Origin of the sequence: Gottfriedia sp. NPDC057948, assembly GCF_042887255.1 — a bacterium.
Lineage (GTDB): Bacteria > Bacillota > Bacilli > Bacillales > Bacillaceae_G > Gottfriedia.
The window spans coordinates 165,628-192,211 of sequence record NZ_JBHVPN010000001.1 but is presented as its reverse complement, the minus strand read 5'-3'; the positions used below and the strand labels follow the sequence as shown (position 1 = coordinate 192,211).

The 26,584-nt window shown below is 37.8% G+C and carries 29 protein-coding genes and 1 tRNA gene; 5 read left to right on the top strand and 25 right to left on the bottom strand.

The genetic code is table 11. The annotated features are described in order from the left end of the window. The first annotated feature begins 392 nt into the window (after nt 1-392). A complete protein-coding gene (locus ACFVRR_RS00945) occupies nt 393-1,925 on the top strand; it encodes a multicopper oxidase family protein (protein WP_387324893.1) in 1,533 nt (510 codons plus the stop codon). Between the two features lie 695 nt (nt 1,926-2,620). Here ACFVRR_RS00945 and ACFVRR_RS00940 read toward each other — a convergent pair. From ACFVRR_RS00940 to ACFVRR_RS00870, 15 genes are all read right to left on the bottom strand, one after another. Next, nucleotides 2,621-4,999 (bottom strand): YhgE/Pip family protein, encoded by a 2,379-nt coding sequence (locus ACFVRR_RS00940; RefSeq protein WP_387323733.1) that lies wholly within the window; start codon nt 4,997-4,999, stop codon nt 2,621-2,623. 77 nt (nt 5,000-5,076) lie between these two features. Next, entirely contained in the window at nt 5,077-5,649 is a 573-nt protein-coding gene (locus ACFVRR_RS00935) for a TetR/AcrR family transcriptional regulator (RefSeq protein WP_387323731.1), read from the bottom strand. A 572-nt stretch (nt 5,650-6,221) separates the two neighbouring features. Next, nucleotides 6,222-7,265 (bottom strand): FUSC family protein, encoded by a 1,044-nt coding sequence (locus ACFVRR_RS00930; protein WP_387323729.1) that lies wholly within the window; start codon nt 7,263-7,265, stop codon nt 6,222-6,224. A gap of 589 nt (nt 7,266-7,854) precedes the next feature. Then, nucleotides 7,855-8,262, bottom strand: coding sequence for a phBC6A51 family helix-turn-helix protein (locus ACFVRR_RS00925; protein WP_387323727.1), 408 nt, complete (start codon nt 8,260-8,262; stop codon nt 7,855-7,857). A gap of 13 nt (nt 8,263-8,275) precedes the next feature. Next, nucleotides 8,276-8,707 carry a hypothetical protein gene (locus ACFVRR_RS00920; protein ID WP_387323725.1) on the bottom strand — a complete coding sequence of 144 codons (432 nt, stop codon included), beginning with the start codon at nt 8,705-8,707 and terminating at the stop codon, nt 8,276-8,278. Nucleotides 8,708-8,838: 131 nt separating this feature from the next. Continuing rightward, nucleotides 8,839-9,186, bottom strand: a complete 348-nt coding sequence (locus ACFVRR_RS00915) for a DUF2577 domain-containing protein (protein WP_387323722.1) — start codon at nt 9,184-9,186, stop codon at nt 8,839-8,841. Beyond that, complete coding sequence (locus ACFVRR_RS00910; RefSeq protein ID WP_387323720.1) at nt 9,186-11,102, bottom strand: phage tail tape measure protein; 1,917 nt, start codon at nt 11,100-11,102, stop codon at nt 9,186-9,188. Before ACFVRR_RS00910 ends, ACFVRR_RS00915 begins: the two co-directional genes overlap by 1 nt. Next, a complete protein-coding gene (locus ACFVRR_RS00905) occupies nt 11,092-11,457 on the bottom strand; it encodes a hypothetical protein (RefSeq protein WP_387323718.1) in 366 nt (121 codons plus the stop codon). Before ACFVRR_RS00905 ends, ACFVRR_RS00910 begins: the two co-directional genes overlap by 11 nt. 161 nt (nt 11,458-11,618) lie before the next feature. Further along, nucleotides 11,619-12,329, bottom strand: coding sequence for a hypothetical protein (locus ACFVRR_RS00900; RefSeq protein WP_387323716.1), 711 nt, complete (start codon nt 12,327-12,329; stop codon nt 11,619-11,621). Nucleotides 12,330-12,699: 370 nt separating this feature from the next. Continuing rightward, complete coding sequence (locus ACFVRR_RS00895) at nt 12,700-13,101, bottom strand: hypothetical protein (RefSeq protein ID WP_387323714.1); 402 nt, start codon at nt 13,099-13,101, stop codon at nt 12,700-12,702. A 265-nt stretch (nt 13,102-13,366) separates the two neighbouring features. Continuing rightward, the gene (locus ACFVRR_RS00890) at nt 13,367-13,594 is read right to left on the bottom strand and encodes a helix-turn-helix domain-containing protein (protein ID WP_387323712.1); all 228 of its coding nucleotides are present in this window, start codon (nt 13,592-13,594) and stop codon (nt 13,367-13,369) included. A 96-nt stretch (nt 13,595-13,690) separates the two neighbouring features. After that, entirely contained in the window at nt 13,691-14,419 is a 729-nt protein-coding gene (locus ACFVRR_RS00885; RefSeq protein ID WP_387323710.1) for a hypothetical protein, read from the bottom strand. Between the two features lie 331 nt (nt 14,420-14,750). Beyond that, nucleotides 14,751-15,221: a hypothetical protein gene (locus ACFVRR_RS00880; RefSeq protein ID WP_387323708.1), complete on the bottom strand. Its 471-nt coding sequence runs from the start codon at nt 15,219-15,221 to the stop codon at nt 14,751-14,753. Between the two features lie 652 nt (nt 15,222-15,873). Continuing rightward, nucleotides 15,874-16,113 carry a hypothetical protein gene (locus ACFVRR_RS00875; protein ID WP_387323706.1) on the bottom strand — a complete coding sequence of 80 codons (240 nt, stop codon included), beginning with the start codon at nt 16,111-16,113 and terminating at the stop codon, nt 15,874-15,876. Between the two features lie 17 nt (nt 16,114-16,130). Continuing rightward, complete coding sequence (locus tag ACFVRR_RS00870) at nt 16,131-16,505, bottom strand: hypothetical protein (protein ID WP_387323704.1); 375 nt, start codon at nt 16,503-16,505, stop codon at nt 16,131-16,133. Nucleotides 16,506-16,653: 148 nt separating this feature from the next. Here ACFVRR_RS00870 and ACFVRR_RS00865 point away from each other — a divergent pair, with 148 nt between their 5' ends. Further along, a complete protein-coding gene (locus ACFVRR_RS00865; RefSeq protein WP_387323702.1) occupies nt 16,654-16,881 on the top strand; it encodes a helix-turn-helix domain-containing protein in 228 nt (75 codons plus the stop codon). Here ACFVRR_RS00865 and ACFVRR_RS00860 read toward each other — a convergent pair whose 3' ends face one another. From ACFVRR_RS00860 to ACFVRR_RS00840, 5 genes are all read right to left on the bottom strand, one after another. Next, on the bottom strand, nt 16,882-19,035 hold the full coding sequence (locus ACFVRR_RS00860; RefSeq protein ID WP_387323700.1) for a type IV secretory system conjugative DNA transfer family protein: 2,154 nt from the start codon (nt 19,033-19,035) through the stop codon (nt 16,882-16,884). After that, nucleotides 19,032-19,469 carry a hypothetical protein gene (locus tag ACFVRR_RS00855; protein WP_387323698.1) on the bottom strand — a complete coding sequence of 146 codons (438 nt, stop codon included), beginning with the start codon at nt 19,467-19,469 and terminating at the stop codon, nt 19,032-19,034. The genes ACFVRR_RS00860 and ACFVRR_RS00855 overlap by 4 nt, the downstream gene beginning before the upstream one ends. A 12-nt stretch (nt 19,470-19,481) precedes the next feature. After that, the gene (locus tag ACFVRR_RS00850) at nt 19,482-19,766 is read right to left on the bottom strand and encodes a hypothetical protein (protein ID WP_387323696.1); all 285 of its coding nucleotides are present in this window, start codon (nt 19,764-19,766) and stop codon (nt 19,482-19,484) included. Between the two features lie 151 nt (nt 19,767-19,917). After that, nucleotides 19,918-20,148 (bottom strand): hypothetical protein, encoded by a 231-nt coding sequence (locus tag ACFVRR_RS00845; RefSeq protein WP_387323694.1) that lies wholly within the window; start codon nt 20,146-20,148, stop codon nt 19,918-19,920. Beyond that, the gene (locus ACFVRR_RS00840; protein WP_387323692.1) at nt 20,141-20,962 is read right to left on the bottom strand and encodes a ParM/StbA family protein; all 822 of its coding nucleotides are present in this window, start codon (nt 20,960-20,962) and stop codon (nt 20,141-20,143) included. The genes ACFVRR_RS00845 and ACFVRR_RS00840 overlap by 8 nt, the downstream gene beginning before the upstream one ends. A gap of 188 nt (nt 20,963-21,150) precedes the next feature. Here ACFVRR_RS00840 and ACFVRR_RS00835 point away from each other — a divergent pair, with 188 nt between their 5' ends. From ACFVRR_RS00835 to ACFVRR_RS00825, 3 genes are all read left to right on the top strand, one after another. Beyond that, on the top strand, nt 21,151-21,354 hold the full coding sequence (locus tag ACFVRR_RS00835; protein ID WP_387323690.1) for a helix-turn-helix transcriptional regulator: 204 nt from the start codon (nt 21,151-21,153) through the stop codon (nt 21,352-21,354). Between the two features lie 91 nt (nt 21,355-21,445). Next, nucleotides 21,446-21,787, top strand: a complete 342-nt coding sequence (locus ACFVRR_RS00830; RefSeq protein WP_387323687.1) for a hypothetical protein — start codon at nt 21,446-21,448, stop codon at nt 21,785-21,787. Between the two features lie 295 nt (nt 21,788-22,082). Continuing rightward, complete coding sequence (locus tag ACFVRR_RS00825) at nt 22,083-22,316, top strand: hypothetical protein (protein ID WP_387323685.1); 234 nt, start codon at nt 22,083-22,085, stop codon at nt 22,314-22,316. Nucleotides 22,317-22,766: 450 nt separating this feature from the next. On the opposite strand, the gene ACFVRR_RS00820 is transcribed toward ACFVRR_RS00825, so the two are convergent. The 5 genes from ACFVRR_RS00820 to ACFVRR_RS00800 form a co-directional block, all read right to left on the bottom strand. After that, nucleotides 22,767-23,822: a tyrosine-type recombinase/integrase gene (locus ACFVRR_RS00820; RefSeq protein WP_387323683.1), complete on the bottom strand. Its 1,056-nt coding sequence runs from the start codon at nt 23,820-23,822 to the stop codon at nt 22,767-22,769. 109 nt (nt 23,823-23,931) lie between these two features. Next, nucleotides 23,932-24,004, bottom strand: a tRNA-Val gene (locus ACFVRR_RS00815). A gap of 133 nt (nt 24,005-24,137) precedes the next feature. Continuing rightward, nucleotides 24,138-24,332, bottom strand: a complete 195-nt coding sequence (locus ACFVRR_RS00810) for a hypothetical protein (RefSeq protein WP_387323682.1) — start codon at nt 24,330-24,332, stop codon at nt 24,138-24,140. Between the two features lie 280 nt (nt 24,333-24,612). Continuing rightward, nucleotides 24,613-25,818: a DUF6944 family repetitive protein gene (locus tag ACFVRR_RS00805; protein ID WP_387323679.1), complete on the bottom strand. Its 1,206-nt coding sequence runs from the start codon at nt 25,816-25,818 to the stop codon at nt 24,613-24,615. A 99-nt stretch (nt 25,819-25,917) separates the two neighbouring features. Then, a complete protein-coding gene (locus ACFVRR_RS00800) occupies nt 25,918-26,574 on the bottom strand; it encodes a potassium channel family protein (protein ID WP_387323677.1) in 657 nt (218 codons plus the stop codon). Nucleotides 26,575-26,584 lie beyond the last annotated feature (10 nt).

The following is a 26,584-nucleotide window of genomic DNA, read 5'->3' as shown; positions in this document are numbered from 1 at the left end:
GAAAATCCGACCTTCGACTTTGAAGAATCGTACCCGATACTTTAATTACATTTCATAAGAATCTTCTTTACAGCTTTGACAAAATCTAAGGCAACTGTGTTTTCTTGTTAGTATCCGTCCAAGCCCACCATGCATAATTTATTAATAGTTTAAGAGGGAATTTTAAAATTTTTTTTGGAAATTTATAATTTGAATGAGCAATGATTGGTTAAACAGGAATTTAGAAAAGGAGGATGTGAATGAAAATTAATGATGGCGTCACAGATAATTTGAACATCTTTTCCAAAAAATGCACCAATCCTCATTGTAAAAATCCAAATTGTATATGTGGAGATCAATGTAAATCCACTTCCAATAACCAATGTGGCAGTAAGGAACAAACCCCCTCAAAAATAATTCTCTCTAAATTTAAAGAAGAACTCCCTATTCCACCTATTTTAAAACCTCGATGGAAAGATCAGTATTATACTTATTACGAAGTAAGTATGACTGAGTTCAAGCAATCACTTCATTGTGAGTTAAATGAGACCACTGTCTGGGGGTACGAAGGCAGCTACCCGGGACCTACAATTAAAGTAGAAAAAGGTGAAATCGTCTTTATCAAATGGATCAACAATCTCCCTGATAAGCACTTATTTCCTACAGACTATACGGTTCACGGCGCACATGAGGACGTACCTGAAGTACGTACGGTAGTACATGTACATGGTGCTTGTGTTGAATGGGAAAGCGATGGCTATCCTGAAGCTTGGTTTACAAAAGACTTTAAACAAGTTGGGCGTTATTTTAGAAAGCAAGTATATCAATATGATAATTGCGGTCAAGATTCCACACTTTGGTATCATGATCATGCACTTGGTATCACTAGGCTCAATGTGTATGCGGGATTAGCGGGATTCTATCTGATAAGTAATCAACAGGAACATTTATTAAATTTACCAAGTGATAATTATGATATTCCACTTATGATACAGGACAAAAGCTTTAATAAGGATGGTTCACTTTACTATCCAAGCCAGCCAGATAAAACAATCCCAGAATTGCAAACATCTATTATTCCTGAATTTGTTGGGGATACAATTATCGTGAATGGCAAAGTACATCCCTATTTAAAAGTGGAACCAAGAAAATATCGCTTTAGGCTACTAAACGGATCTAACACCCGCTTCTTTCGAATTAATCTTGATTCTGGTCAGTATATGTATCAAATTGCTACGGATGGAGGATTGATGCAACACCCTTTAGGGATAAAAGAAATTATGTTAGCACCTGCTGAACGTGCTGAAGTAATCATTGATTTTACGAATCTTGAGGGAAATAATATTATCATGAAAAACGATGCTCCCGCTCCTTTTCCAACCGGTGATCCTGTAGATGAAAATACAGGTACTGTGATGCAATTTAGCGTAACTCTTCCATTATCAAGTGTTGATACAAGTGTGATCCCAGCTTTTATGCTACCTGTTCCAAAAATAAATGAACAATCAGTTTCAAAGGTACGGTACCTAACTTTAAATGATAATATGGATGAGTACGGTCGTGAATATATGCTATTGGATAATAAACAGTGGGATGCCCCTGTATCTGAAAATCCAAAATTAGGTTCAACTGAAATATGGTGCTTTATTAATTTAACAACTGATACACACCCTATCCATCTTCACTTAATTGATTTTCAAATTCTCGACCGAAGAGAATTCGACGTAGAAAAGTATAACAAGGAAAAAATTATCCATTATACGGGTCCCGCGATAACTTCAGAGCCACTGGAACAAGGATGGAAGGATACCGTTCGAGCCGAACCTAAACAAGTAACTCGAATTATCATGAAGTTTGGTCCTTATACCGGTTTGTATGTATGGCACTGTCACATATTGGAGCACGAAGATTATGAAATGATGAGACCGTTTATCGTTATCCGATAATTGACTACGAATTTTATTATTTTCTAAACCCTAAAGATCTCCTAAAAAGAGCAATAATTATACTTATAAACCACATTGGACCAACACCTAATGTGGTTTTTCTATTAACCTAACCATCCATTTAGCACAATAAAAAAACCGACTAAGCAGTAGTTCATGTTGTTCAACGTAGGAGTTAGTTCAACAACGCTGGACTGCTTCGGTGATTTTTTTTATTGGACTAGTTCAATAAATGACCCAGTGGCGTTGGCAATGTTGATGGTGCTATCAATTTCAAATGAAGTTAAATAACCTTAGCTCTACTGAATATAGGGCTTTGGCTGCGTCCCTTTTATTTATTGTCTACTTGACAGGGGTAATTCCAATACAAGGGCTTTTTTATTATATAAATCTATTAATTCTATAGTTTCCAATATGTCTGTGCAATTTATGTGCAATCGAAAAGTTTTTTTCACGAGGTAGGGTGATTGGTGTAATAGGAAACTGATTGTTTAATTTATATATACGATAAACAAATTATAATTCATTCAGGATTCACTATTTTATTCCAAGATATATTGACTTAAAAAATTATTTACCACTAGAAGAAAAAACGTTTCTTATCCAACAATCGTAAACATTGTTGCCATAGAACAATGTTTACCTCAACTACGTAAAAAACGACACATAGCAAATGCTACATGTCGTTTGATTAATTATGCTTCTACAGTATTTTGATCCATTCCACTTCCGTATTGCTTTTTAAAAGCTACCGCAAAGTATGCAAAAGATAATACACTAAATAAAACAATAAAGCCCAATAAGATCATTACATTATGCCACATTAAGCTATAGTCTCCTGTGGAAATAACTACCTTAAATGCTTGAACAGTATATGTCATTGGTAAAATCGCATTAAAGTGTTGTAAGAATTTCGGAACTAGTTCTAATGGGAATGTACCAGCACTTGTTGTTAGCTGTAAAATTAACGCAATAATAGCAAGGAATCTTCCTGGTTCTCCAAAAACAGTTACTAAAAATTGAATTAACGCTAAAAACGCGAAACGCGAAACAAGACTAATTAATAAATAGTAAGGTAAAGATTTAACTTCTAGACCTAATATACTTATTAATGCCACACTTGCAATAACTGATTGAATGATTCCTACCACCATTAAAATACCTGTTTTTCCAGTAAACCAAGCAAAAGCATTTTTAGGACGTGATGCAGCAGCTCTCATTGGGTAAACAACCGACATCAATAGACCACCTACATATAATCCCATTGAAAGGAAGTATGGTGTAAAACCTGTTCCATAGTTAGGAACATTATTTATACTTTCTTTTTTCAATTTAACTGGATTTGAATACATATCTAATTGTTTATTATTTACACCAACATCTTTTGTTTGCTCTTTCGCATCACCTAATTTTGTTGATAACTCATGTGATCCATCTTTAATTTTTCCTAATCCGCTGTTCAGTTGATTTGATCCATCCGCCAGTTGATTTACACCATTTTCTAACGCTGGTGTATTATCGCTTATTTGACCTATTCCACCTGCAATTCGACTCATACCATCTACTAATTTTGGTGAATTACTACTTAATTTATTTGCTCCATCATTTAGTTGATTAATACCAGACAGTAATACCGGTGAGCTTTCCGACAGTTTATTTGTTCCATTTGCTAAAGCTTGAGTTCCTGTAGCAAGCTGTTTTCCACCGTTATTTGCTTCTCCGAGTTTTTCACCAAATTGAGTTAATCCATTTGTCAATTTTGATTGACCAGCAGCTAATTTACCTACACCTGCTTCAAGTTCATTACTTTTTTCATTTAAAGTAGTCGCTCCTGCTGCTACTTGCTTACCACCTTGGCCTAGTTGCCCTGCTGCAGATGATAAATCACCTACTCCACTTGCAACCTGCTTACTACCTAAAACTAACGCTTCGATTTTTGCATTATAAGCATCTTGTTGTTCCTTAGGTAATGAAGATAATAATGGTGCTACTTCTTTCTGTAATTGAGATAGCCCGTCAGCTACTTGGCTAGCTCCTATTTTCGCTTCATTCGCCTTATTTTGCCATGTAGTTAAATTAGTTGATAATGAATTTGCACCATCTGCTAATTGTTGAGTACCGGCTTTTAATTGAGGAAGATTTCCGTTTAATAAATTTAACCCGCCTAACACTTGTTTTGAGCCGTCAAGTAGTTGACCGTTTGCTGAATATAATTGATCTAAACCATTTGACAGAGAATTCATACCAGTATTTAACTTAGACGCTCCAGCATTTAAGTCACTTACACCTTTTGAAAGAGGTCCTACACCATTATGAAGTTGGTTAATCCCTTGAGATAATTTTCCTACACCATTTGTGTATGCTACTAAACCATTTTTCTCTTTTTGAGAACCATCATTTAATTTACTAGCACCTTCTTTTAATTCAACTGATTTACCTGCTAATAATTTAAGTCCATTTGCAAGTTTCTCTGAACCATCCTTAGCAGTTCCAACACCTTTATCTAATTTTGATGACCCATCACTAGCTTGAGCAATGCCACCAGTTAATTCGCCAATACTATCGTAAATCGTTTCTACATAATTTCGAGTTATTGTATTAGAAATTTTTTCTTTTACTTTTTCGGATGCAGAATTTCCAATTTGTGCTGATAGAAAATTGAATCCTTCATTTGGAATATATTCCATTGTTAAATGTTTTGGATTTTTTTCAGAAACAGAAGCAGCGTTTTTTGAAAAGTTTTCAGGAATACGAACTGCCATATAATATTCTTGATTTTTCAAACCTTTCATAGCCTTTTCATTACTAACAAACTTCCACTTGAAATTGTGATCTTTTTTAAGATTCTTAACAAAATCTTTTCCTATGTTTAAAGACTTTCCGTCAACTGTTGTTCCTTCATCTAAATTTACAACTGCTACTGGTAATTTCTTTAAACTTCCGTACGGATTCCAAAAAGCCCATAAAAACATTCCACTATATAATAATGGCACTAACAATACTGCAATCACTGGAATTAAAAGCTTTTTGTTTCGTACAATATGACTTAATTCATTTCCAAATTGTGAAAACACGTCTCTCTCTCCTTCTTGAATTGAACAATTGACCATATTGTTCAAATGGTCAATTTTATTTATTTAAAAATGGATTATCATTTTGACAATCCATTTAAAATATAGAAATTAAATAGTTCTGTAATACGTTGCTTATCTAGAGGCTCGTGATCTCTGCTCCATTCAATTGTTAGTGTTGTATACAACCTGTATAAGACTACAGCAGTGATTTCTGCATCACATTGAACGATTTCATTTCGATTATTCGCTTCTTCAATCTTACGCTTAAGATATTGAATAATCACATTGTTAATTCTCTTAATTGCGTCATGGACCTCAACTGTTCCAATTTCACGTTGTTCTTGAAGAAGTTTAATCGTTAAATTATGTTCTTTTTGAAATTCCGTAATTGTTTCGATTCCTTTATGAACTTGGGTAATAAAAGAATCAGAATCACAAATGGCATTTTCCGCTACACTTTTCATATCTAAAATTAGATTATCGATGATTTCATCAAATAATTCCTCTTTATTTTTGAAAAATGTGTAGATCGTTCCTTTTCCAACATTTGCTTGCTTTGCAATTTGACTCATTGTTGTAGCTTTATAACCAAATGTTCCAAAAGATCTTGTCGCTGCCTCTAAAATACCTTTCTTTTTACTTGTACTCAACGTATTACGCTCCTTTTTGACTAACTGACCAAAAATGTATTTCAGTCAAACTGATGTTTTTAATTTAACATACCTTTTTCATCTTTTCAACTTTGATTTTAAATAAATAGACTTTTTTTGTAATCTTTTTATTTTTTTAAGAATGTGATTAGTTGATTACAGCTCCATGTTTAATAATATTTGCACCATTTAACATGAGAATACGATACTCATGTGACAATAAGAACAAAGGAGTTGCTTCTGAAACAAGACTATTAGTAGTGAAAGTATTAAATAACTATGGATTAGGACAAGACTTTTGTATAATTGACAGTGTGGAATGGGCTACTATTTACTATTATTTTTAGGGTTATCCTTTCTAATCTAACTTGTTTAGAAAGGATAACTTTTTTTATTTAAAGGTATTACAATATCTTATACTGATGGGAATGTATAGTAACCTTTAAAAGGTACAAAATCTTCTTTTTGAAGGACGGCAAATTAATTGAATCATTGTATACATTTTAGGGGGGATTTTGTTCAACTGAAAAGATGTCCGAAATCTTAAGGCATCTTTGGCTAGATAACCACCTTTACACTGTTTTCGCCATTGCTCTACTAAATATCAAGTTCACTACAATCACTAGGACTGCACCGATAATGGTTGCAAATATACGGTCGAACAGAATTATAAACTGGAACGGCTTGCCGGCTTCCATGGTCAAAATAATGAGCGGAATCATGGTTGCAGAGTATACAAGATAATTTCGAACCTTTAGAAGAGGTCGGACACCTGCGAAAAGCCCGATACTTATAATTAACCCCCAAATTGGTAGCTTAGTTGCGAGAAGCAAGCTCGCAACTATCACGCCGATTACTGTACCAAGCACTCGTTGTGTTGTTTTGATTGGTAAAAGTTCTATTTTCCGCTGAGTAAGGATCACTACTGTAATTGCAATCCAATAAAAGTGGTGCTCGGGCCAAAGTATTCGCAATCCCTCAGCTATACCTAGACATAACGCGAGCCTGATTGGGAATTGCCAACCGGATAGGTGTGCAATAGAATTCCGCCATAGAATGATTTTTCTCGATGTTGGTTTCACAGTTACATCCAGCGATGATTTAAAACAACGGTGTACCCATATACCTAGCACCAAACTGACACTGACGGTCCAAATCGCCCCTGCTAAGATTGAAAAAATTAGTTCCATCCGGTACTCCGTCTGGTCGACCATGTTGAGGATGATGATTAGGAATACGACAAAGCGTGTTGTTGTCACCGCCAAGGCACGACTATATCCGCCAATTAACGCAGCAAGGCTTACCAGCAGAATCAAGACTCCAAATGTCAGATAGCCATGTCCGGAAGAGAGAACAGCAGCAATCGCAGCGAGCACTACTGATATCAGCGCTGATGCCAACTTTTTCCCGTGATTTATAAAACTCGAACCGACTTTCACACTACTGACTGCCAAACTGCCGACCGTTGCAGCAAAACCAAGGGCGGGATAGCCTAAAACTGTGGCGAACAGAACAGGTCCGGCCATACCTATGCCGGCGGAAATGAGTTCTACTATTTCTACCTTGGCCTCCTTAGACCAAGAAAACAGTAGCGCCCTATATGTCTTTACATCCATCTATTGCACCTCTTCCGACCCAAAGAATAGGGTACAGTTTAATAATAGGCTCTTTCTTTCATCCATGAACATGTGGTGATACCTATGTCCATCAGGCTAATATTTTAAAGTATCCCCAAAATGAAAATTTTATCTTTCCAGAGTTATTTATAATAATTCAGCTCATCACTTTACGAACAAATATCTCTTGTTTTAATACAATTGTCTTACCCCATAAGCAATCCATCGGTAATTTCACTTCCCCTTTATAAACACCTTTTGAGTCTTCCTTTAATTTTCCATATGCAGTGCAGTTTGAGTTATCTTTTCAAACACAGCTAGTTATCAGTTATAAAATAAAAAAAAGCCCAAACCCTTGTTACACTTAGGTTTGAGCCTTCTAATTCGTATGATCCCAACTGGACTTGAACCAGCGACCCCTACCCTGTCAATTTACGACATTCTTCCGTAAGGGCTCCGTGTGCTAAACCGGTAAGCTAACCGCAAGCAATTCCGTTCATTTTTATATCACCGATAGGTCATATTATAGTCGATTGGTGTCGTACTCTGCAACAAAAAAAAGAGACGCCACCCGTTAAGGTGACGCCGATTATCCCTCGATTGATTTCGAAAGTTTTTCTAATTCCGCCTGTATATCATCGTCGCTCATGTACGTAGATGTTTGACGGACTTCAGTCGTTTCTGTTTTCGTAATTTTACGGCCTAACAAGGTGTAGTACAAGTCGAGCGCTTTAATAAAGCCTTTATCTACTTGATCCATCAGTACTTTATCCGCCCTACTACGAAATGCTTGGAGATGCTGGTCCGATAATGCCCCTTGATACGCAATAAAGTCGGACTTTCTACGCCATTCAAGTAGTGTTCGGCGACTAACGCCTACTTCTTGCGCAATTTCCTCCTGCGTTTGATTCCCGCCTTCAAAATCGTTTAATACCAAAAGATACGCAGCTTTCGCTTGCTGATCCGTTAGCCTTTTCTTTAAATCACTTGCTTTCATATTATCGCTCTCCTTAAATTAAATGTTGTATTGATTCGTAATGTGCTAGCGCTTCTTCTTTTTCGTCAATTACCTCGGCTACATTATCGTAAACCATGTCGTAAATAGCCGGTCGATCCATAAATAACGCAATATTAGCGTATAATTCACGTACCAAATCAAACGCTTCCGTCTCATCTTCATTAAGCGCTTCTTCAATTTTATCTAACGAGTCGAGCATCGCATGGCCCGTCAGACTACTAAATACTCCTACGGACTCATTAAGTAACGTTAAATCCTGCGTATATTTATCGCGTAGCTTTTTAACGTCTAACGGCAACACTCTTCCGGCTGTCCCAATTAAAGAAGTGTATTTAATGATAGCGTTACGTAACGGACAAACTCTTTCGAATAATTCATGCGTTAATTTCAACGATACAAAGCTAGGCGGTCTTTCCGCGGGCAATCCTTGCGCTACTCGTTCGCGCTTTAATTCCTTCAGTTCCTCGTCCAATTTGCGGATATCTTCGTCTAATTTAATTAAGTCCAAATTAAGCCCTCCAATTTAAATAAGCGCCTCTCGGAATGAAGGACGCTTTAATAAGTTTCTACGTAATAACTTACAATTCGGTCCATTACGAAAAATCGCTGATCGTTGTTATACGAAACAATTATAACTTTATCACCGACTTTGAGTCCGTCTTGGAATTCGATTGTTTGCGTAGCCCCGCCATTTATCTTTACTTGGCGTGTATGTTTCGTTAAATGTTCCGCTACTTCGAAATCATCTGCTTCAAGTTCGAACTTCCATCCGTCAATCTTAAGTTTAATCGCCGGAGGAGCTGCGGTAATTGTTGCGTAATCTACGTTCATGGAATCATTTTTACCGTGAATTTTCATTAACTGTATAAATCTTGACGCTCCGTTACCTTCTAATCGTGCCATTACGCCCACGCTCCTTCTTTTTCAAGTAATCGAGCCATAGTGTGCATCAAGTTTTTAGCGTCTTGCTCCGTGTGGCCGGTCGCTTGATAGTTAATCGTTAGATTTACGTTTCCACCTTTTCCGCCTTTGTTTTTCTTATATTCCTCGTTCTCAACGGCTGTCAAAATGCGCTCCCCACGGTGCAAATTAGCTGCATAACCGTCATATGGCACATTGCTCAAACCACTGTGATGCGATTTTCTAGTAATATGCGAACTACTTTGCATTCCACCACTTACATAACTGCCTGCCTTTGTATTTCCCCATTCAACTCTCGGAATAATAGGAACGTTAACCCCTGGAATCAAGTTGATCGTCCTAATTAACGAATTGATTTTTCCGATTACACCATTTACTGCTGTAGCTGCACTTCGTTGAATTGACGACCAAGTATTATCCCAATTTAGCGCCAATCTAACTGCCGCTTCAATTAAAGTACCTATTGGACCAAGAAATCCCCTTAAAACTCCCCATACTTCAAGCGCCTTAGCTTTTACTGAGTCCCAATTTCGAATCAGATAAACCCAAGCTGCTGCGCAAGCAAATACCGCAGTTATTATAAGTCCAATCGGATTTGACATCATCGCAATATCTAAGCCAATCATTGCAACTTTGGCAGCTATTATACCAACAGAAAGTGCAATAAACGCTTCTTTAATTGGTTGCCAATTGTCATAGACGAATTTAGCGAAATTATAAAGCTTTTCTCCGGCATTTTTAATGTTCTGTCCCCATTGCTGAATTGTCTCTGGTTTTAAGTTCGAAACAAACGTCGCTGCATTATTTGCAGCTTTCTTAATTGTAGGTAATAAAGGCAGTAGAACGGAAATTTGCAACGTTTCCATTGCGCCCTTAAATTGCTCTATAGCTCCTTGAGCATTATTCATCTTTTCCTTAGCGACATCAAGTGCAGTAACTTTAGACATTTCATCGTACATCTTTTTAACACCTGCTGCGCCTTCTTCGAAAAGAATTGTTCCGGCACGGATTGCGTCGCTTCCAAATAACGTCTTTAATTCATCACTACGTTGTTCCGGATTTAAATCTTTTAAGGCCTGATGCAAGACATCTGTTACTCCGGCAAGGTCTTTAATTTTACCTTTTGCATCGAAGAATTGGTTAGCCCCGTCCTTCGTTATCATACCGAGATCCATCATTTCTTCCCGAGCCTTTTTCGTAGAAGGTATCAAGTTCATTAACATGGTCTTGAACGAAGTTCCCGCGTCAGACCCCGACATATTGTTGTTAGTAAATAACGCTAAGGCTGCATTAGTATCTCTAAACGACATACCCAACCCCGAAGCTACCGGACCTACCGCCGCTAAGCCGTATTTCAAATCCATCATTGAACTTGCGCTCGCATTTGCTGCGCCTGCTAAAATATCCGCAGTTTTGGCCGCACTTAATCCGTCTTTCTTGAATCCGTTCATTGAATTCGCCATTAAAGCAGCTGCATCAGCCAATTCCATTCCGCCAGCCGTAGCCGCGTTTAGGGATGCAAGTAACCCACCGTTTTTAATTACATCCGTGGACATCCCGGCTTTCGCTAGTTCTTCGATCGCTTTTGCGCTTTCGAGGGCCGAGTATTTCGTAGCTTTTCCGGCATCTAAAGCGAGCTTTTGCATTTCCGCAAGCTGATCTTTGCTCATTCCCGTTAAGGCTTTTATGGTACTCATTTGGCTCTGAAAATCCATCGCCTTGTTTAATGAACTAAATGCTACGCCGACACCTGCGGCTACAGACGTTATGAGTCCTAATTGTTTAGCGAATGCGCCTGCTCCGGATTTTGCGCTACCCATTAATCGGTTAGCATTACGCATATTTCTCGTAAATCCATTATCGCGTAAAGAAAGTTGGGCGACGAGGTTAAATGACATCCGCACTCACCTCTATCTCGTCCACTAAAGCATTAATAAGGTCGTCGCTCTTTTGATGCAAATCGACTGAATTACGTAAATGATCCTCGGCTATCTCCATGCTTCCTGCGTTAATTGCTTTCGCAAATGAAACAACCTCGTTAACAAACTCGATATTTAATTGAGCAATACTTTTATACCTCGGATCTTCTCGCATAGCTTCTAAGGAAAGCTTGAAATCTTCCAATCCTCTTATCAAATTTGTTGGAACTCTTCTCGTTTTACTTAAACCCTTATTCGCGATATGATTCGCAGCGATGCCGAGCTCGATCAATCTCTGACTGCGTGCTCTAAACTTTGCGTTTAATTCTTCCATTTCTTTAACCTCCTTTATATAAAAAAGGAGCGCAATTAAGCGCCCCACTATACTACTTTTTAGGTTTAATAGGTTTTGTTACGATCGTCGGAACTTTTAAGCTTTCTTTGCCAGGACGTGTTATTTCACGCAAGCTAATTTTTTTCATCATTATTCACCTCCTATTCAATCATTGCGTCGCGTTCTTCATTGATTTCTTCCATTGTTTTCAATCCGTTTGGATTATACTTTGCATCTTCCGGGAATAGTTCGAAATACTGCTCGGGCTTATTAACGAATTTACTCGCTAGTTCACCTAGGTTCTCGCCGGCTTTCTCTACTACGATCGGAAGGAAGAAATCGCCTTCGAGTGCAGCTTCGGTATATTCTGCGATTTTCAGGGCTTCAAGTGCTTCTGGTGCCATCGAACGGACTTTTACTTCTTCGAATAAGTTCGAAAGGTCTCTACGATATTCCCCTGCATCTTTTCCAGCGTCAGCCAGGATCGGTCCGACAAGCGCAGAAAACTCAGATTTAATCTCCGAAGCGAATGCCTGCTCATCAACCGTTAATAGAAAATCAGTAAGTATCTGTTTTCCTTTTTTAGCATCCGATAATAGTACCTCTGTTTTGACTTCGGCTAGACGCTTTTTAAATCGCTCTTCTTTTACCTGATCCACTTTCGGACTTTTTGAATGGACGATATTCTCCGCTTCTTTCTTCGCTTCGTTTAACAATTCCTTAAACATCTTGCTTTGATTACGCGATAACTGCATTAATTCGATTGTTTTCCGACTTTTTAACGAGTCCGTAAGTTTCTTCTTTCCATCTGATGTATAGTCTCGATTAAGTTGGATTTCAGATTTTTTCAGATTAAACGCATCTTGTAACACGCGGTATTCTTTCGTTGAGTTGTGCTGCAGGTCTTGCGCTTTTGTAACTAACTCTTTAATCTGTTCAATTGTTTTCATAAATTTAATTCCCCCTTATTTGTTTGCGCCAAGCTTTACGCCTAGCCTTTCGATTTTATTTCGTAATTCCTCCGGTATAATATCGCCTATCTCGACAGTCATGCGCTTATATGCCGGCAATGGCTTTCGCTTTGAATTTCGTGGCTTTTTGTTTTCCATTATTCGTCTCCCTTTCTTTTTCATCTATCTAATGTCACGGAATAGACTATCCGCAACCCTTGATACATCAACGTTTGTAAATGCAAAAAACGGCTATTAACTATAAATACCTTACTACCTTAAAAAATGCTCTTTAATCCCGTGACACTTGACGTCTTTCTTTTTGTTTCCTTGCCCTTGCTTTATCTCGATCATTTAATGCTCTACAAAAATCGCAATACTTTGCTGCGTTACTACGGCTCTGAAATTGCTCGTTACACCGATGGCACGTAGATAATCTCTTTTTTGCTTTTTTAAGTGGATACCCTTGCGGAAAATATTCGAGATAATCGTTCATCAATATCGTTTCAGCCGGTAAAACGTGCTTCATAAAATACGGGCAAACATTACCTGGCAAGCTATCCGTTTTAATCTGTACGATACACAAACCACATTGCTGAATGTCGCATTCTCCGTCCTTCTTATAAAGCGCGCATTCATTTCGAGCAAGTCGCGCTAATTTACTGCGTATTGAATCGACCTTACGCTGATTCATCGTTCTCCGTCCCTTCTTCTCAAATTAAATTAATCCTCATCGCTTATTAACTTTTCTAAAGCTCCTTGTCTATCGGAATAAAGTATATTCGGCATTCGCTTTCCTCCGGTACTTGCTGCTTTTCATTTTCGACGTACTTAATACGTTGGCTTGATTCGAGGTACACCGCTTTTCTTGAAGAAACAAAGCTATTTCCGTAATATTCGTTAACTGTGATCATTTCCATTACACATCTCCTTGACAATTAGTTGATATTGACATAAAATTAAGATGGATAATTTTTTGTTATTTTTTCATAAGCTTCAAAAAAAGATAATAATTCTTCGTTTACTTTAATTCTTTCTGCTAGTTTTCCTCGCACTACATCCGAAATTCTTCGTCTGTTATTTTCGATCGCCGCTACCGTTGATTCCGAAATTCCTAAATACTCTCCAAAAGCCGCCTGTGACATTCCTAGTTTTAATCGTGTAGCCTTAAAAGTTTGTATTTGCATACGTTACCCTCCTTTTCCGTACAAGTTAGTTATAAGTAATTGGGCATAATGCCCTTCTATAATAATTGGTTTGTTTAGGGCGGCTTTTACTGAGTTTTATAGGCTTTTTTCAAATATTTTTTCTGGGCTTATTACGATATGATTCTTTTCATTTCTCTCTCTCGTTTCTTCTAAAACGTATTCATACGCATACTCAGGTAAATATGTCCCAGTTTTCTCGTACCTTACTTTAGCGTTCTCTTGCGCCTTCTTACATTCATCGCAGCAATACTCGGCGTCAATTCTTCGAGCTTTAATATGTGGTCGTATAATACGCTCGTTTGCAATCGGGAAGTAATTATCGCAAGCGTAGTATTTACAACGTTTCCACTTTCTACGTTCCTCTCGATATTCTTCAAACGTAATATAGTTTTCAGTTGCGTCCAATCGTTCCATTAAATCGTCGTATAAATCTCGTAGATTATAATCGCTACGTTCAACGTACTCGTATTCAAGTCGCGCCCATTCTTTACGGGTTCTCTTTGCGTTAGCCTCGTTATGAGCCGCTTTGATTAAGTAATCCGCATTAAAATACAGCAAGTTACCCGCAGCTTCTACCGTGTATAATGGCGCTTTTTTCAAACGATCATCCGGCACATTCGCGTACGCCTCTAATTTTATATAGCCAAGGTTACGCATACGCTCAGGTAGCTTCCCGGTACTTTCTACGTATAGCTCCATCGCCTCGTTTACAGCGTTGACTAATTCCGCACATCGCAAATTCATTTCGGGGTAGCTAATGTCTTTAGACGGTGCATATCCGTATGCCGTGCGAAGTTTTAGCATAGTGCGATTGAGCTCCGTTCGTGCCTTCGCCAAGTTTATAGCGTTATTTAATGTTAAGAATGTCGCCTCATTTTTCATTCTTTTTTCCTCCCTTGTTATCTTTTTCTTTTTATTTAATTCCTTCCGATTATTACTTCATTTATCGATAATCTTTTATTAAGTAAATTTTCGATAATAATAGACTGCAATTCTTTCGATAAGAAAGATTGCCATCTTTTGTTGGTATGTTTAAGATTGGTATGTTTAACTTGGTATGTTTAGATAGTCATCTAAGGTAACAACGGAAAGAGGTATCTAATGCCATTATCGAAAAGGCTATCTAATGACCATCTCACTTATATACCGAAATATCCGGCACTATCTTTTCGCCATTCTCGTTAACTAAATAACCATCGTCGGACACTCGCGGACAAAATGACGGATAATACCATTTCCCATTCCATACGATTTTTTGGCGGATCAAACCGTTAGCTTCTAAAATATCGGCAAGCGGCTTAATTCGTTTCGTTGCAATTCCAAGATCGGTCGAAATTTTATCAATCGACGGAAAACTTGCGCCAAATCTATCGCTCTTTGATCCGTCTGACCTCGTATGCTTACCGTCAACATATGAAAGTAAATAAAAGTAAAGCGTAATTGCGTCCCGTATTTGCGGCTTCCGTTGTTTTCGCTGAAACTGTGCATCATGTTCCGCAATAATCCGCGGAAATACCTTTCGTAATAAATCGAGATTGTACATTTCGTAATTGTTAGCAGTCAATAACGCTGCCTTGTCGTTGGGCAAAACTTTTTTTTCGTCCATTTGGACTCCTCCTTTTATTTAATCCTTTCGAAATGTAATACCCGAGCAATGGAACACCTGCGCAGTTTTTCGAAGGTTGATAATGAACTATATCCCGTTGGCGCAAAAATGGCGCAGGTTTTACTTCCTAAGCTATCGTACAAACGAGAAGTTCATTTCGGACATCGAAAAATATCCTCCTAACCTGTATGACGCATGAGCAAGCAAAGTAGCGCAGGTTTTACCCCTTCAAGAAGTATGCCGTTTTTATAAGCAAACTTGCGCAAGTTTTATATCCTCGAAGAGTATGCCGCATAAATAAAGAATTTCGGACGTTTTTTCCCCTCAAAAAGTATGACGCGATAGGTATGAATTTGGGACGTAATACTTTCAAAAAATATGCCACTCTAAAAATCAATTTCGGACACACACTCTATACTCCTTATGCCCCTATAACATGCAAACCTGCGCACAAGAACTTACGTTCTATTTTTGAGCAAAATAAAAAAGTCGACTTATACCCTCGCCTAGCGGGTACAAATCGACTCTTCGTTTAACTTATATTTCGTTCCGTCCAATGTTTTCACCACCTCGGTTGCCGCCGTGTGATGCTACGTTCTTAGTTGTTTGCCGACAACCATTTTATTATAGCAGGGTTAATGCCGTAGCCCGACTATTGAATTATTAGATTAACTAAAAGCTCCGGTTGCTCAGATAATAAATCCTGGCCGTCATCATCCAAGTCCACCATTACGCAACCTTCATTTTGCGATGGATACGCGGTATATAGTGAGACCTCTCCACTTGCGTCGGCTACCATTACCATGCCGTTCGAGAATAGCACTCCGATATCCTTAAACTCCTGATCGATTTTATTTTGAAATTTGTACTCAACGATAACTTTATTTTTCATATCCCCTTCGCCTCCAATTAGTTTTTATTTGCTAAAGTTTCGATAAATTTTACGAATACCTCAGATACAAAAAATTCTTGATTCTGCTCAATAGTATCGATATCGATACCGTCGATTGCGCCTACTACTGTCTTTATGTACTGATTGTAGGTCTCATCATCTATAACTATTTCGTCTTGATTACGGACTAATTTCTCGTCTAAAACACGGAAGACGAACTCGCTGCTGTTTTCGTATAATTGAAGTAAAATGTGAGGTGCGATAAGGAATGCTTCTACTTTTTCCGACCAGCCTTCGCCGCTTGTAAAATCTTTACCCTTAAATGTTACGTTAACTTTTTTTAATGGCATTTCAATTTCCCCCGTTTCTTCATAACTGATCCATGCAAACATTTAATTCCCTCCTCAATTCAACTTTGTTTATTTCATGTCTTAATAATACATTATGCAATAGTGGATAGTCAATACCTAATAATCAATATTTTTATTGAAATTTATATTTTTTTATTAGATAATGAAAATAAGGATTGGAGGTTTAAATATGTATATAGTCAAACCGAAGTTATCAAAAATTCTTAAAGAAAGAGATATAACGCAAACTAAACTTTCTGAAATGACTGGAGTTCCTCAGTCAGCTATATCACGTTTCGATACAAATAAGCAGCATATGGATACTCATCTAGTATCTATAAGTAAAGCATTAAATCTTACTATCGAGGAGTTATTCGAAGTAGAGAAAGATAACACAAAGAAAGACGGTGCCCAATAATTAGGACATCGTCTCTTTTTTGCGCTCACTAGGCGGAGCTGCCATATGACAAATAAACGGTTTTAAGTTTCCGCCGTCTACTCGGAGAATATTAATCGCATGATAACGTTCTAGCGCCATACATTCGGCCAAATCAAAAGGCGCAACTTCTTCCGCAAATGCTTTCCAGGTTTCCTTCGATGTTGGATACAATGTATAGTGCGGTAAAGCGTTTTTGATCGCTGTTCTTGCTTGCTTCGGTATTTGCTCCCAATAATGGAATAACCACGTAAAGCTCACACGCCATTTACGGCTTTCAACTGCCATACTTTCCCATAACTTAGAGCTGCGGTTAAATTGATGCGGTTCATCTACGATAACAAAGAACGGAAATTGATCGGATTCTTTTCGAAATTGCATCGCCAAATTTATCTTCGTCATTAACAGATTTCCGATAAGATTGATTTGCTTCGGAGTTAGGCCGTCGCTTTTGCTTACGTCGAATATGAACGCCTTTTTCTGACTTAGAATTTTAACGAAGTCTAGTTCGTTCTCACTTTTAAAGCAGTCCATTAAGAACGGATCGCCCATAATCATATCCATACGGTTATATATAGGTTTGATTAGTTTCAACCTCATGGCTTCGCTTTCTTTTGCGTATTGCTTAAGTGTTGATTTATGAATTCCATCTTCCATATCCGCAATGACTTCCAATAGATATGCCTTATCTTCCATTATCTTAAATATCTCGCTCATCTTCGTCGTTTTCATTCCGATAACAAACGCACGCAAATAACGCTCAGTCTGTACGGAATCCTCTAATGTATCCTCGAAAAACGAAAGAACGGTATCCGCTAGTATTCCTTTTGCATACGGACTATATTTCGCCTCGCACCAGTCAAAGCTAGGCTTTAATTCCGATATATTAAATATTTCGTATTGGTCCGGACTCAGCACCTTCTTAATCTCGGCTGTAACTTGCTTCTTAGCAGGATCGATAAATAACGCACCAAACCCGTTAATCACTGCTTCTATTATTCTATTTGCCCCATAGCCTGCCGTCTTACCTTGCCCCATCCCTCCGATTACACTGTACGGTAGGCATAGTTCATCCCAATTCTTAATCGGCATTAGGACGTTGACGATATTCCCCTTATAAACACTGTCTCCAATAAGCAGGCCTTCTTTCAACAACTTCGGAGAGATTTGAGTTTCTTGTATTTTAATATTTTCGATACTATATTTTTCTTGCAAAGACTTCGGAGGTAAAACAGTTATCCGTGCAAGTTCATGACTACTAAAATAGTTATTTATGAACTTCGATATCTTACGTTCCTTCATTAAATTAAAATGCTTTAGCGATCGCTTTTCAGAGTCTAACCGATTATCGCCATCGAATGCTAAGAACGCCGTTTCAATAGCCCTCATAAGCGTTTCTACGCGCTTCTCATCGCACTCTATCGCTATGCTTATTTGTACATTATAACCGCCGTATTTCATCTTCTGGACAGTCTCAGAGCGTAACTGGCCGTCCTTTAATAGCGAAGCTCTTTCGGTCGCAAACAAGTCGTATTCTTCCGGCTCGCCTCCTATTAATTCCGTTACTAGATTATGAGCGCCAAGTACTATTGAAGCCGTTGTCTTTAACGCTAAACTGCCGATTAACTTTCGATCAAACTGAAACTTTAACGGTAAGTCTCCTTTCTTAAATCGCTCATACGCTTCTTTAACTCCGATATTCCAATCGTAATGTAACGGATTTGCTACAACTTGAACTAGCGCTTTTTCGTCTTCCTTCATTAATGGTAAAACTTCGAAAAGGTACTGAAGCCAATCCGACCTTCTGTCGACTTTCAACGCCAAGAAGTAATGGTTCTTATATCCCATCGTTTTTATTGCGGTCGGCTTCAGCTCAATAGGATCGCTAATTTCCGTTAATGTTACGTTAGGGTACGAGGATAGTACGGCCTTTTCGAGCAACTCCGATGTACTGTCGTTTACCGTATAAGAAATAAACGGACTCTTTTTATTAAGCGATATTTCATACGAAAAGAAGTTCTGCTCCTTCTCCTTCATTCGTTGATATAACGTTTTATATACGCATAAGCTCTGCGTAAGATGGTCAACTTTATCGTTAAGCAGGCGTGCGTCTGGCGTTATCTTAAAGTGCTTCATTGTTTCATCGCCGCAGCTACTTGCATTAAAATTTGCATGATACCTGGCGCGAATTGTAGCCCGATAAATCCGATAGCAGCCCATTTAATCAAATGAATACCTTTATGCTTCTGACCGATCATAATTAATACGCATCCGCCGCTAATTGTTAAGAAACATAACGGATACGCTAGCCCACCCATTAAAGCAAATAACGGATCGAAGGCATTCGCTACTTTATGCTGAATGTCTGTACTTACTGGAATCCCAGGATAAACACCTTGCGATGAAATAGTCGAAGCTAGTGCGGTTACTTTATTAACCATCATCGACGCAGCAACTCCTAAAGTTGAACCGCCTAAAATCGTCGGCAACATCATACTTCTTTTTACTTTCGGTAACTTCCAAGAACCGTCCATAAACTCGCTAAATTTGATATATTCCACTTTCGCCATACTAACGCCCCCTTAGAATAGTTGTAATCCCAAGAAACTTAACGTGCCCATTCCGATACACTTACGAGCCCAGGTCGGCTTACCTATTACGATACAAATAAAGCCGAATCCGATAATTACTAAGCTTACCTTCATTCCGATTAATAGCATCGGTGCTGCGGTAATGTTTATAACTTGATTCGATACCTCTTCTTGAACCTTCGGAAATAAGTGCTCTTTAATTGTGTCGCCTATCTTATCCTCGATCCAAAATAAACCGTCGTGAATTTCCTTTTGTAACTTGCTAATAATTTCCACGGTTTACACCGCCCTTTCTGTACAAAATAACATTAAAGGAGTGATGAAAATGTCAGCAATCTTAACTAAATTAGGTTGGGGTATGATTATCGCCGGAGGTGCTGGAGCGTTATTAAGAGGGATACATGATTTAGTCGTTTTTATAAAATAACTAAATAAAGTTTTTAGGATTAGGGCCTTTCTTCTCAGTTGATTGAGTAGGAAGGTCTATTTGTTTTACTATAATTTGCTCGAGTTGTATCGGCATTTCTTTAGTCATTTCTTTTTCAAGTAGCCTTTTAACAAACTTAGAAAAATTTCCCGATTTCATAGAGAACTCTAGCGTTTTAACGTCTATAGGATCGCTTAGATTGAATGATACTCCTTTCATAACCCTAGCCATTGTTAAGCAGCTCCTTCCCTAAGTTATAGAATCCGATACAGTTAGCAAATTTCGGCTCTACTCGCTTTCTTAAAAATAAAGGAATCGCTAAACGTGTTAATGGATACGCAGATTGGACCACAGGATAAACTGCTTTAGCTGCTCCGCCAACAAGTAAGATAAAGTCGTTCGGCTGGAAGTATTTCGATGTTTCCGATACGATACTTTGCGCCATCGCGTTTAAATTATTTGTGCGAGTCGAATTAGCTCCGAAGTTTAACGTAAAGCTTTCTTTATCTACCTGATCCCATTCGCGAATTGTTGCGATGTTAACCGTACCACTTCCGCAATCGATAATCCGGAATGTAGAAGTATCGGTAAACCATCCGAAGAAACACGACGCTCCTTCTAAGGCAATAATTACCTGATCGATTTTAAACGTTTTAGATTGGCCGTTTAATTTTACGGTATGTTCTCCGATAAGCATCTCTTTAATCTTCGCCTTTTCTGCGGGCAAATGGCGCTCGATCGGCTGCCCCACTATGACGGTATTCGAATACTCGTTACTAAAGCGAAACACCGCGATTAGTATACGGATTTTAACGTCTTCGTTCGCCTTAGATGCGCCCATTGATCGGCGAGGATAATAAGATTCCTTTTCCGCCAATTCTCCGGCAAAATAAGTTACTCCGTTATATTCGACAATCATTTCGTCCTGGAATTTCGTTTCAATGCGGCGTTCATGGTAATCTCCTAAACAACTATTAAAAGCGAAAACTCCGTATTGTGTCGCAACCTTTACTTCGTTATTACCTGCGTCAATACCAAGTAGCATATCGACCACCTCCGAAATGTTTAACAACTGATTATCGTTTGATTAGCGTGATTATCTTTTGCCTATCGGTTGATTATCAATTGTTTAATCTAATATACTAACGTCCGACAAATTTCTTGCCTGTACTTTCAAAAATATTTAAAGGGATTCAAAAAGATTTGAAAAATTTATATAGTGAGGTGAGAATTTTGAAGAATAAGCTGAAGGTAATTTTCGCAGAAAGAAAGATAAAACAAACTGAATTCGCCGATAAAGTAGGCATTAATAATAGTACGTTAAGTCTAATAGTATCGAAAGAGGATCATTCGCCAACTCTTAAGGTAGCGATGAGGATAGCGAAAACTTTGAATTTAAAAGTCGAAGATATTTGGGAATTGGACGACGAAAATTAAGTTGGACCTGCATTTTTCCACGAAACGGCGCATATTCTGTTAGTGTGAACACGGTAACAGTACCTGTCCTAATACTGCGGAGGTGTGCCGGATGCAAGACCGGATAAATTACTATATCAAACGTTTAGAAAGAATTCATCGAGAAGTTTTTGATGAAGAACGTAAAATGATAGAGCTCCAAAAAGAATTAACGCAAATGAAAGTCGCGAATGAGCTACGTATAAGTGAATTATTTATGACCGGAAAGATTGACGGCAGTAACGATCAAATGAGAAAAGCGCAAGTCATACACCATACGCAAGAAATGCACGGAGATATCGCTATATACGAAAATTTGTACGCAGAGCAACGAGCAATCTATAACGCTAAGAAACGAGAAGCTGACGATTTACAATATATCGTAAGATTAATCGAAACTACGAGCCGACAATGAGATCGGTTCTTTTTTATTTTAAAGGATATATTTGGTAATTAACGAATAGTTTAGGGATATAGGACGATATAACCAAATTAGGAGGGATAGAGTGAAATTTTATAAACCGTTTATAGTAATTTTTGTGTTGTCGTTAGCATTACTAAGCGCGTGTAGCAGCAAAGAAACGACCACAACGCAAGCACCGAAATATAAACCAATCCCGCAGTCTGCGATTCAATCAACAGTCGACGATATGAAAACACGCGAGCATATTAAAGATGCTACGTTCGAGGTTAACGGGGATAAAATCGAAATGAAATTAACGGTGGATGATGCGAATCTGTTCGATAAAGGCGTTGCTATATCTTACGCTAATTCATATCTACGAGTAATTTCGAACTACGTAGAGGGAAGTAAACCGACCAAATATTACTACGGTGAGGTCTATAAGGGATATTACGTACATATTACCGTACAAGATACGGAGGAAATGCAGGCTGTAGAAGGCGATATGTATCCATCTTTTGATAGCATTACGTGGCAATAAGGCGCTTATATAGCGCTTTTTTATGTAAATTAATGTAAACCCGAGATGGCGAACGGTGCTCGGATTGTGTTGGTAGCAGGATTTCGTGTTTAGAGGTATGCGCTTGGGGGGGTCACGGACTGATCACTTCCCAATGTATATCGTGTTATACCGTATTCATCGCTAGTTTACATATTACTTATGATGGGAAGTTGATACGTTCGTCGAGCGTTGGTATCACTACGTTTATCAAGCGCCGCTTTTTCCCGTTTATTCATCGTTTTATACATCCGCATTATATCAACGTTTATATCACGGAATGTAACGTTGTTCTATCCGTAAAATGTATAAAAATAGGCGGAAGACCCCCCGAGTTTCAAGGCAGGTCTATCCGCCAGGAGCCGCGTGCTGGTAAAATGTACAGCGAAATACAACGGCCCCGATATGCTTATATTTGGGAATAATTGCGAATTAATTACTTCGCTTACGTTTCCGACTCTTATTAACGCTCTCCTCGATACTGTTTAACGGTGAATACTTCTCATGCGCCTTCTTTAACTCGTCGTTATTAAGGTGCAAATACCGTAAACACATCCGTAAGTCAGAATGTCCGAGAATAAGCCGTAAATAAGCGATATCCCCACCGGCTGCAATAAACATCGTTGCTGCTGAATGGCGCAGAATGTGCGGCCTAACGTTCTTATTTATATTCGCAAGCTTAGCGTATCTCTTTAAGCTCTTACGGAATGCTTTAGCGTTAAGCTGCTCGCCATAGTTCGAAAGGAAGATATAGTTTTCTTCGTTATCAAAGTCGTTATTTTCGATAATTAGCTCTCTAATAAGACGGACTGTTTTCGCTTTTAACGGTAAAGTCCTCGATACTCTTGACTTCGTGGTATCTGCCCGTAAATGGACGGAATTGCTTGCGAAATCAATATCGGATTTCCTAATCTGAAGCGATTCTTCGATACGTGAAAAACAATCCAGTAGAAAGTGAATAAGTACATAATTACGGAAGTCGTTGTAGTTATTCCGATCAATAACGTTTAATAATCTCTTAATCTCGTCCGCAGTTAATACTTCAATATCGACCGGCTCTTCCTTTATCGTCTTCATGCGATCAAACGGATACTTATCGATATAATTCCGCTCATATAAGAAGTTTATAAACGGCCTAAGCTTATTTATTCGGCTTCTAACGGTTGTTGGCGATAATCCTATCTTTTTATACTTCTCCGGTACAAAATCGTTATTACCGTGCTTGACGTGATGATGTAGCAAATGATCGGCATAGTTTCGGATATGTGCTTCGTCAAATGACATCAAACTTAACTCGCCGAAATGACGCTCATACTCGTTAAAACTATATTCGTACTGTTCTAGCGTTTTGACCGCCTTACCTTCGACTCTCATTCCGGACATAAATTCCTCGAATAATTGACGGACATTAGCCGTATTGGTTACCTTTTTTGCGCTATTTACTTTCGTTTTAATACGTTTACCTTTAAGCGAATTACTAGTGTTCACAACGAAAAAACGCCTCCCTTATCGTAAGTTATCGGTGTAGAACCCTGTAATAAAAACGGGTGCTTTTCGGATAAGCTAACGGTAAGCAAAGCGCTTTAGGTCAACGGTATGATCCCAACTGGACTTGAACCAGCGACCCCTACCCTGTCAAGGTAGTGCTCTCCCAGCTGAGCTATGGAATCGTAATATATAGGAGAAATCATTCTCTCTTATTAAGTCTATTATACTGTTTTGTCTAATACTCTTCAACCAATATTTAACAAAAAATTTCGAATATAAGTCCACTAGAATGTATTTTTCAATTTTGAAAAATGCTCATTTATTCGACTTTGCTTCTATTTCGTTTATTGTATGCATTAAATCTTTCCATCTCACGTCTTTGTCTCTTGGTATATTGCTTAATAGAATACTACCAACCACAATTGTTAAGAACAATAGTAAAACACCCACACCAAATACAAATGTCTGAACTTTATAGTTTTTAACGATTTTAATTATTCTACTTTTCATAGGCGATCTCTCCAATAGTTAAATATTAATATTCCTTAACCAAAAATGGTGAAGGTATACTCTCTTTATTATTAATATTTTCCTGTTTGCCTAATATGTAATCAAAAATTCTAAAATCGTTTACAATTTAGTATTTTGTTGCCTTTGTATAAATTCAAGCACTGCAAAAAATCTTGTATTCTTTCAATTTCTACATGTTCATTTTATGAACCTTTAATGAATGGCTTTATTCTATGATCTATGTATCTAGAACTAACATCCATACTATAGCTTATTTTTGTTAGTTCTTTTTCTTTATCTCTGTATATTCCGAAGTTTTGCTTTTCACTTGATTTGATTCGACCTTATTTTCCACCGATTTTTTCTTTCTATTTCTTCTAGGGTTTTTGTTCTCTTCTAGTTCTTGTTTCTCTTTCTCTTTTTGTTGAGCATTCGTCTTAAGTAACTCTTTTTGTTCAGAGTAAACGGATACGATTGAACCTCCAGCTTGAATCCAACTTCCGCTATATTTTAATAGTAATGCTAATTCTTCGTATTCCTTCACTAATGGGTTTGTTTCAGTTTCTTCGTCATATTGTTGGAGTACATCAAAAATGACCCCATCTGACAAATCACTAGGCACGTCTTGTTCGCTAGAAATTGATTCATCTTGTTGGCTTGAAATCGGTTCATCTTGTGATTCAATCGGTTCGTAATCTGGTATTCTACCAAAAAGATATTCTATTTCATTCAATATTTCTTCATTAGAAGATTCGGTTGATAGGATGTTTTCATTATGATCTTCAATTTCATTTGTAAGTTCTACCGGACCATCTTCTGGAAATCTTCCAGTATATTCTTGTACTTCATCAAAAATAATTCCATCCGATAATTCACTAGCCTCAAGTACAGGCGCACTGCCATGATATTCTTGAAGTACGTCAAATATCACTCCATCTGATAAATCGCTAGGTTGTTCTACTTGACCGGTTTCTTCTAAATAATCTTTTAAATCCTCTATTTCTAGCTCTACCATACCAGCTAATACTTGTAATGTATTTCCAATCGCTTGTAAAAAGTTCCCCATAAAACCAGATACATCAAAATCCTCTGAACTTACTTCTTCAAGGGCTGCGATTAATCCTCCAAATGCTTGTTGGGCATTTCCTGTCATATTTAACTTTATCGCTCGATCTGGGTTTTTTTCTTCTTCTACTTTTTCTTCTTCTGCTTCTGCAGCTAATAAACTAAATAATACAGTTACATTACCTGAGGCTTGGATAATTTCACCTGCATCTTCTATTACACTAGGTTCGCCTAAAAAAGCTTCTATTATATTTCCAATCGCTTGAAAGGTATTTCCACCAAAATCTAGATGAAAACTTGTATCCTCCCATCTTTTTCGGTTTTCGCCTTTTAATCCTCTCATGGGTGTACTACTGATTGCTGAACTGATTGTTCCAATTGCATTCACCCATGCCCCAATAACTTCCATAACTTGGCTCATTATAAAACACCAATCCTTGATTAGTCATTTAGGATTAGTATATTCAACTATAACGTTTAAACGTTCCAAATAGGTTGTTGTAATTGAGCCCTATTATATTTATCCGACTTTCTTCTTAAACAGTTCTATTTTTGATTTTTCTCCTACAATAAAAATTAAATCCCCACTTTGAAAAACTACATCTCCAATTTGCGATACCATCGGCTCACCGTCACGGATGATTAGGACAACAGTTATGCCATATTTCATCGAAAAACTCATTTCTCTTAGTGTTTTACCAACCAATTTTTCAGGAATGACCGTTTCAACGCCTGCAACGTTCTTTGTAATTTCAATGTATTCGATTATGCCACTCATTGCTTCCATTCGTGCCGCTTTATGTCCTGCTTCCTCTTCTGGATAAATAACTAAATCCGCTCCAATGCTTTCTAAAATCCCACCAACTTCACGATTATTTGCTTTGCAAATAATTCTTTTAACTTTTCTCTCTTTCAATCTATTTGTAATTAAAATAGAGGCTAAAGAATCAGTTCCAATCGCTACAAATACTGCATCAAATTGACTTACATTTAAATCCTCTAGAATAGACTCTTCACGCAAATCGCCAATTACTGCATATTCGGTGTACTCTTCTAATTGCTCTAATGTCTTTTTATCTTTATCGCAAACAACAACTTCATGACCTAGCCGATCAAATTCTTTTACAATTCCTCGCCCAAAACGTCCAGCACCTATTACCAAATATTGCTTTGGCATATAAAATCTC

Excerpts from the sequence above, each read along its gene's own strand:
- ACFVRR_RS00930 (WP_387323729.1), bottom strand. The coding sequence starts at position 7,265 with ATGGATGTAAAGACATATAGGGCGCTACTGTTTTCTTGGTCTAAGGAG.
- ACFVRR_RS00925 (WP_387323727.1), bottom strand. The coding sequence starts at position 8,262 with ATGAAAGCAAGTGATTTAAAGAAAAGGCTAACGGATCAGCAAGCGAAA.
- ACFVRR_RS00915 (WP_387323722.1), bottom strand. The coding sequence starts at position 9,186 with ATGGCACGATTAGAAGGTAACGGAGCGTCAAGATTTATACAGTTAATG.
- ACFVRR_RS00910 (WP_387323720.1), bottom strand. The coding sequence starts at position 11,102 with ATGTCATTTAACCTCGTCGCCCAACTTTCTTTACGCGATAATGGATTT.
- ACFVRR_RS00905 (WP_387323718.1), bottom strand. The coding sequence starts at position 11,457 with ATGGAAGAATTAAACGCAAAGTTTAGAGCACGCAGTCAGAGATTGATC.
- ACFVRR_RS00895 (WP_387323714.1), bottom strand. The coding sequence starts at position 13,101 with ATGAATCAGCGTAAGGTCGATTCAATACGCAGTAAATTAGCGCGACTT.
- ACFVRR_RS00890 (WP_387323712.1), bottom strand. The coding sequence starts at position 13,594 with ATGCAAATACAAACTTTTAAGGCTACACGATTAAAACTAGGAATGTCA.
- ACFVRR_RS00885 (WP_387323710.1), bottom strand. The coding sequence starts at position 14,419 with ATGCTAAAACTTCGCACGGCATACGGATATGCACCGTCTAAAGACATT.
- ACFVRR_RS00880 (WP_387323708.1), bottom strand. The coding sequence starts at position 15,221 with ATGGACGAAAAAAAAGTTTTGCCCAACGACAAGGCAGCGTTATTGACT.
- ACFVRR_RS00875 (WP_387323706.1), bottom strand. The coding sequence starts at position 16,113 with ATGAAAAATAAAGTTATCGTTGAGTACAAATTTCAAAATAAAATCGAT.
- ACFVRR_RS00870 (WP_387323704.1), bottom strand. The coding sequence starts at position 16,505 with ATGTTTGCATGGATCAGTTATGAAGAAACGGGGGAAATTGAAATGCCA.
- ACFVRR_RS00865 (WP_387323702.1), top strand. The coding sequence starts at position 16,654 with ATGTATATAGTCAAACCGAAGTTATCAAAAATTCTTAAAGAAAGAGAT.
- ACFVRR_RS00860 (WP_387323700.1), bottom strand. The coding sequence starts at position 19,035 with ATGAAGCACTTTAAGATAACGCCAGACGCACGCCTGCTTAACGATAAA.
- ACFVRR_RS00855 (WP_387323698.1), bottom strand. The coding sequence starts at position 19,469 with ATGGCGAAAGTGGAATATATCAAATTTAGCGAGTTTATGGACGGTTCT.
- ACFVRR_RS00845 (WP_387323694.1), bottom strand. The coding sequence starts at position 20,148 with ATGGCTAGGGTTATGAAAGGAGTATCATTCAATCTAAGCGATCCTATA.
- ACFVRR_RS00840 (WP_387323692.1), bottom strand. The coding sequence starts at position 20,962 with ATGCTACTTGGTATTGACGCAGGTAATAACGAAGTAAAGGTTGCGACA.
- ACFVRR_RS00830 (WP_387323687.1), top strand. The coding sequence starts at position 21,446 with ATGCAAGACCGGATAAATTACTATATCAAACGTTTAGAAAGAATTCAT.
- ACFVRR_RS00825 (WP_387323685.1), top strand. The coding sequence starts at position 22,083 with ATGAAATTAACGGTGGATGATGCGAATCTGTTCGATAAAGGCGTTGCT.
- ACFVRR_RS00810 (WP_387323682.1), bottom strand. The coding sequence starts at position 24,332 with ATGAAAAGTAGAATAATTAAAATCGTTAAAAACTATAAAGTTCAGACA.
- ACFVRR_RS00805 (WP_387323679.1), bottom strand. The coding sequence starts at position 25,818 with ATGAGCCAAGTTATGGAAGTTATTGGGGCATGGGTGAATGCAATTGGA.
- ACFVRR_RS00800 (WP_387323677.1), bottom strand. The coding sequence starts at position 26,574 with ATGCCAAAGCAATATTTGGTAATAGGTGCTGGACGTTTTGGGCGAGGA.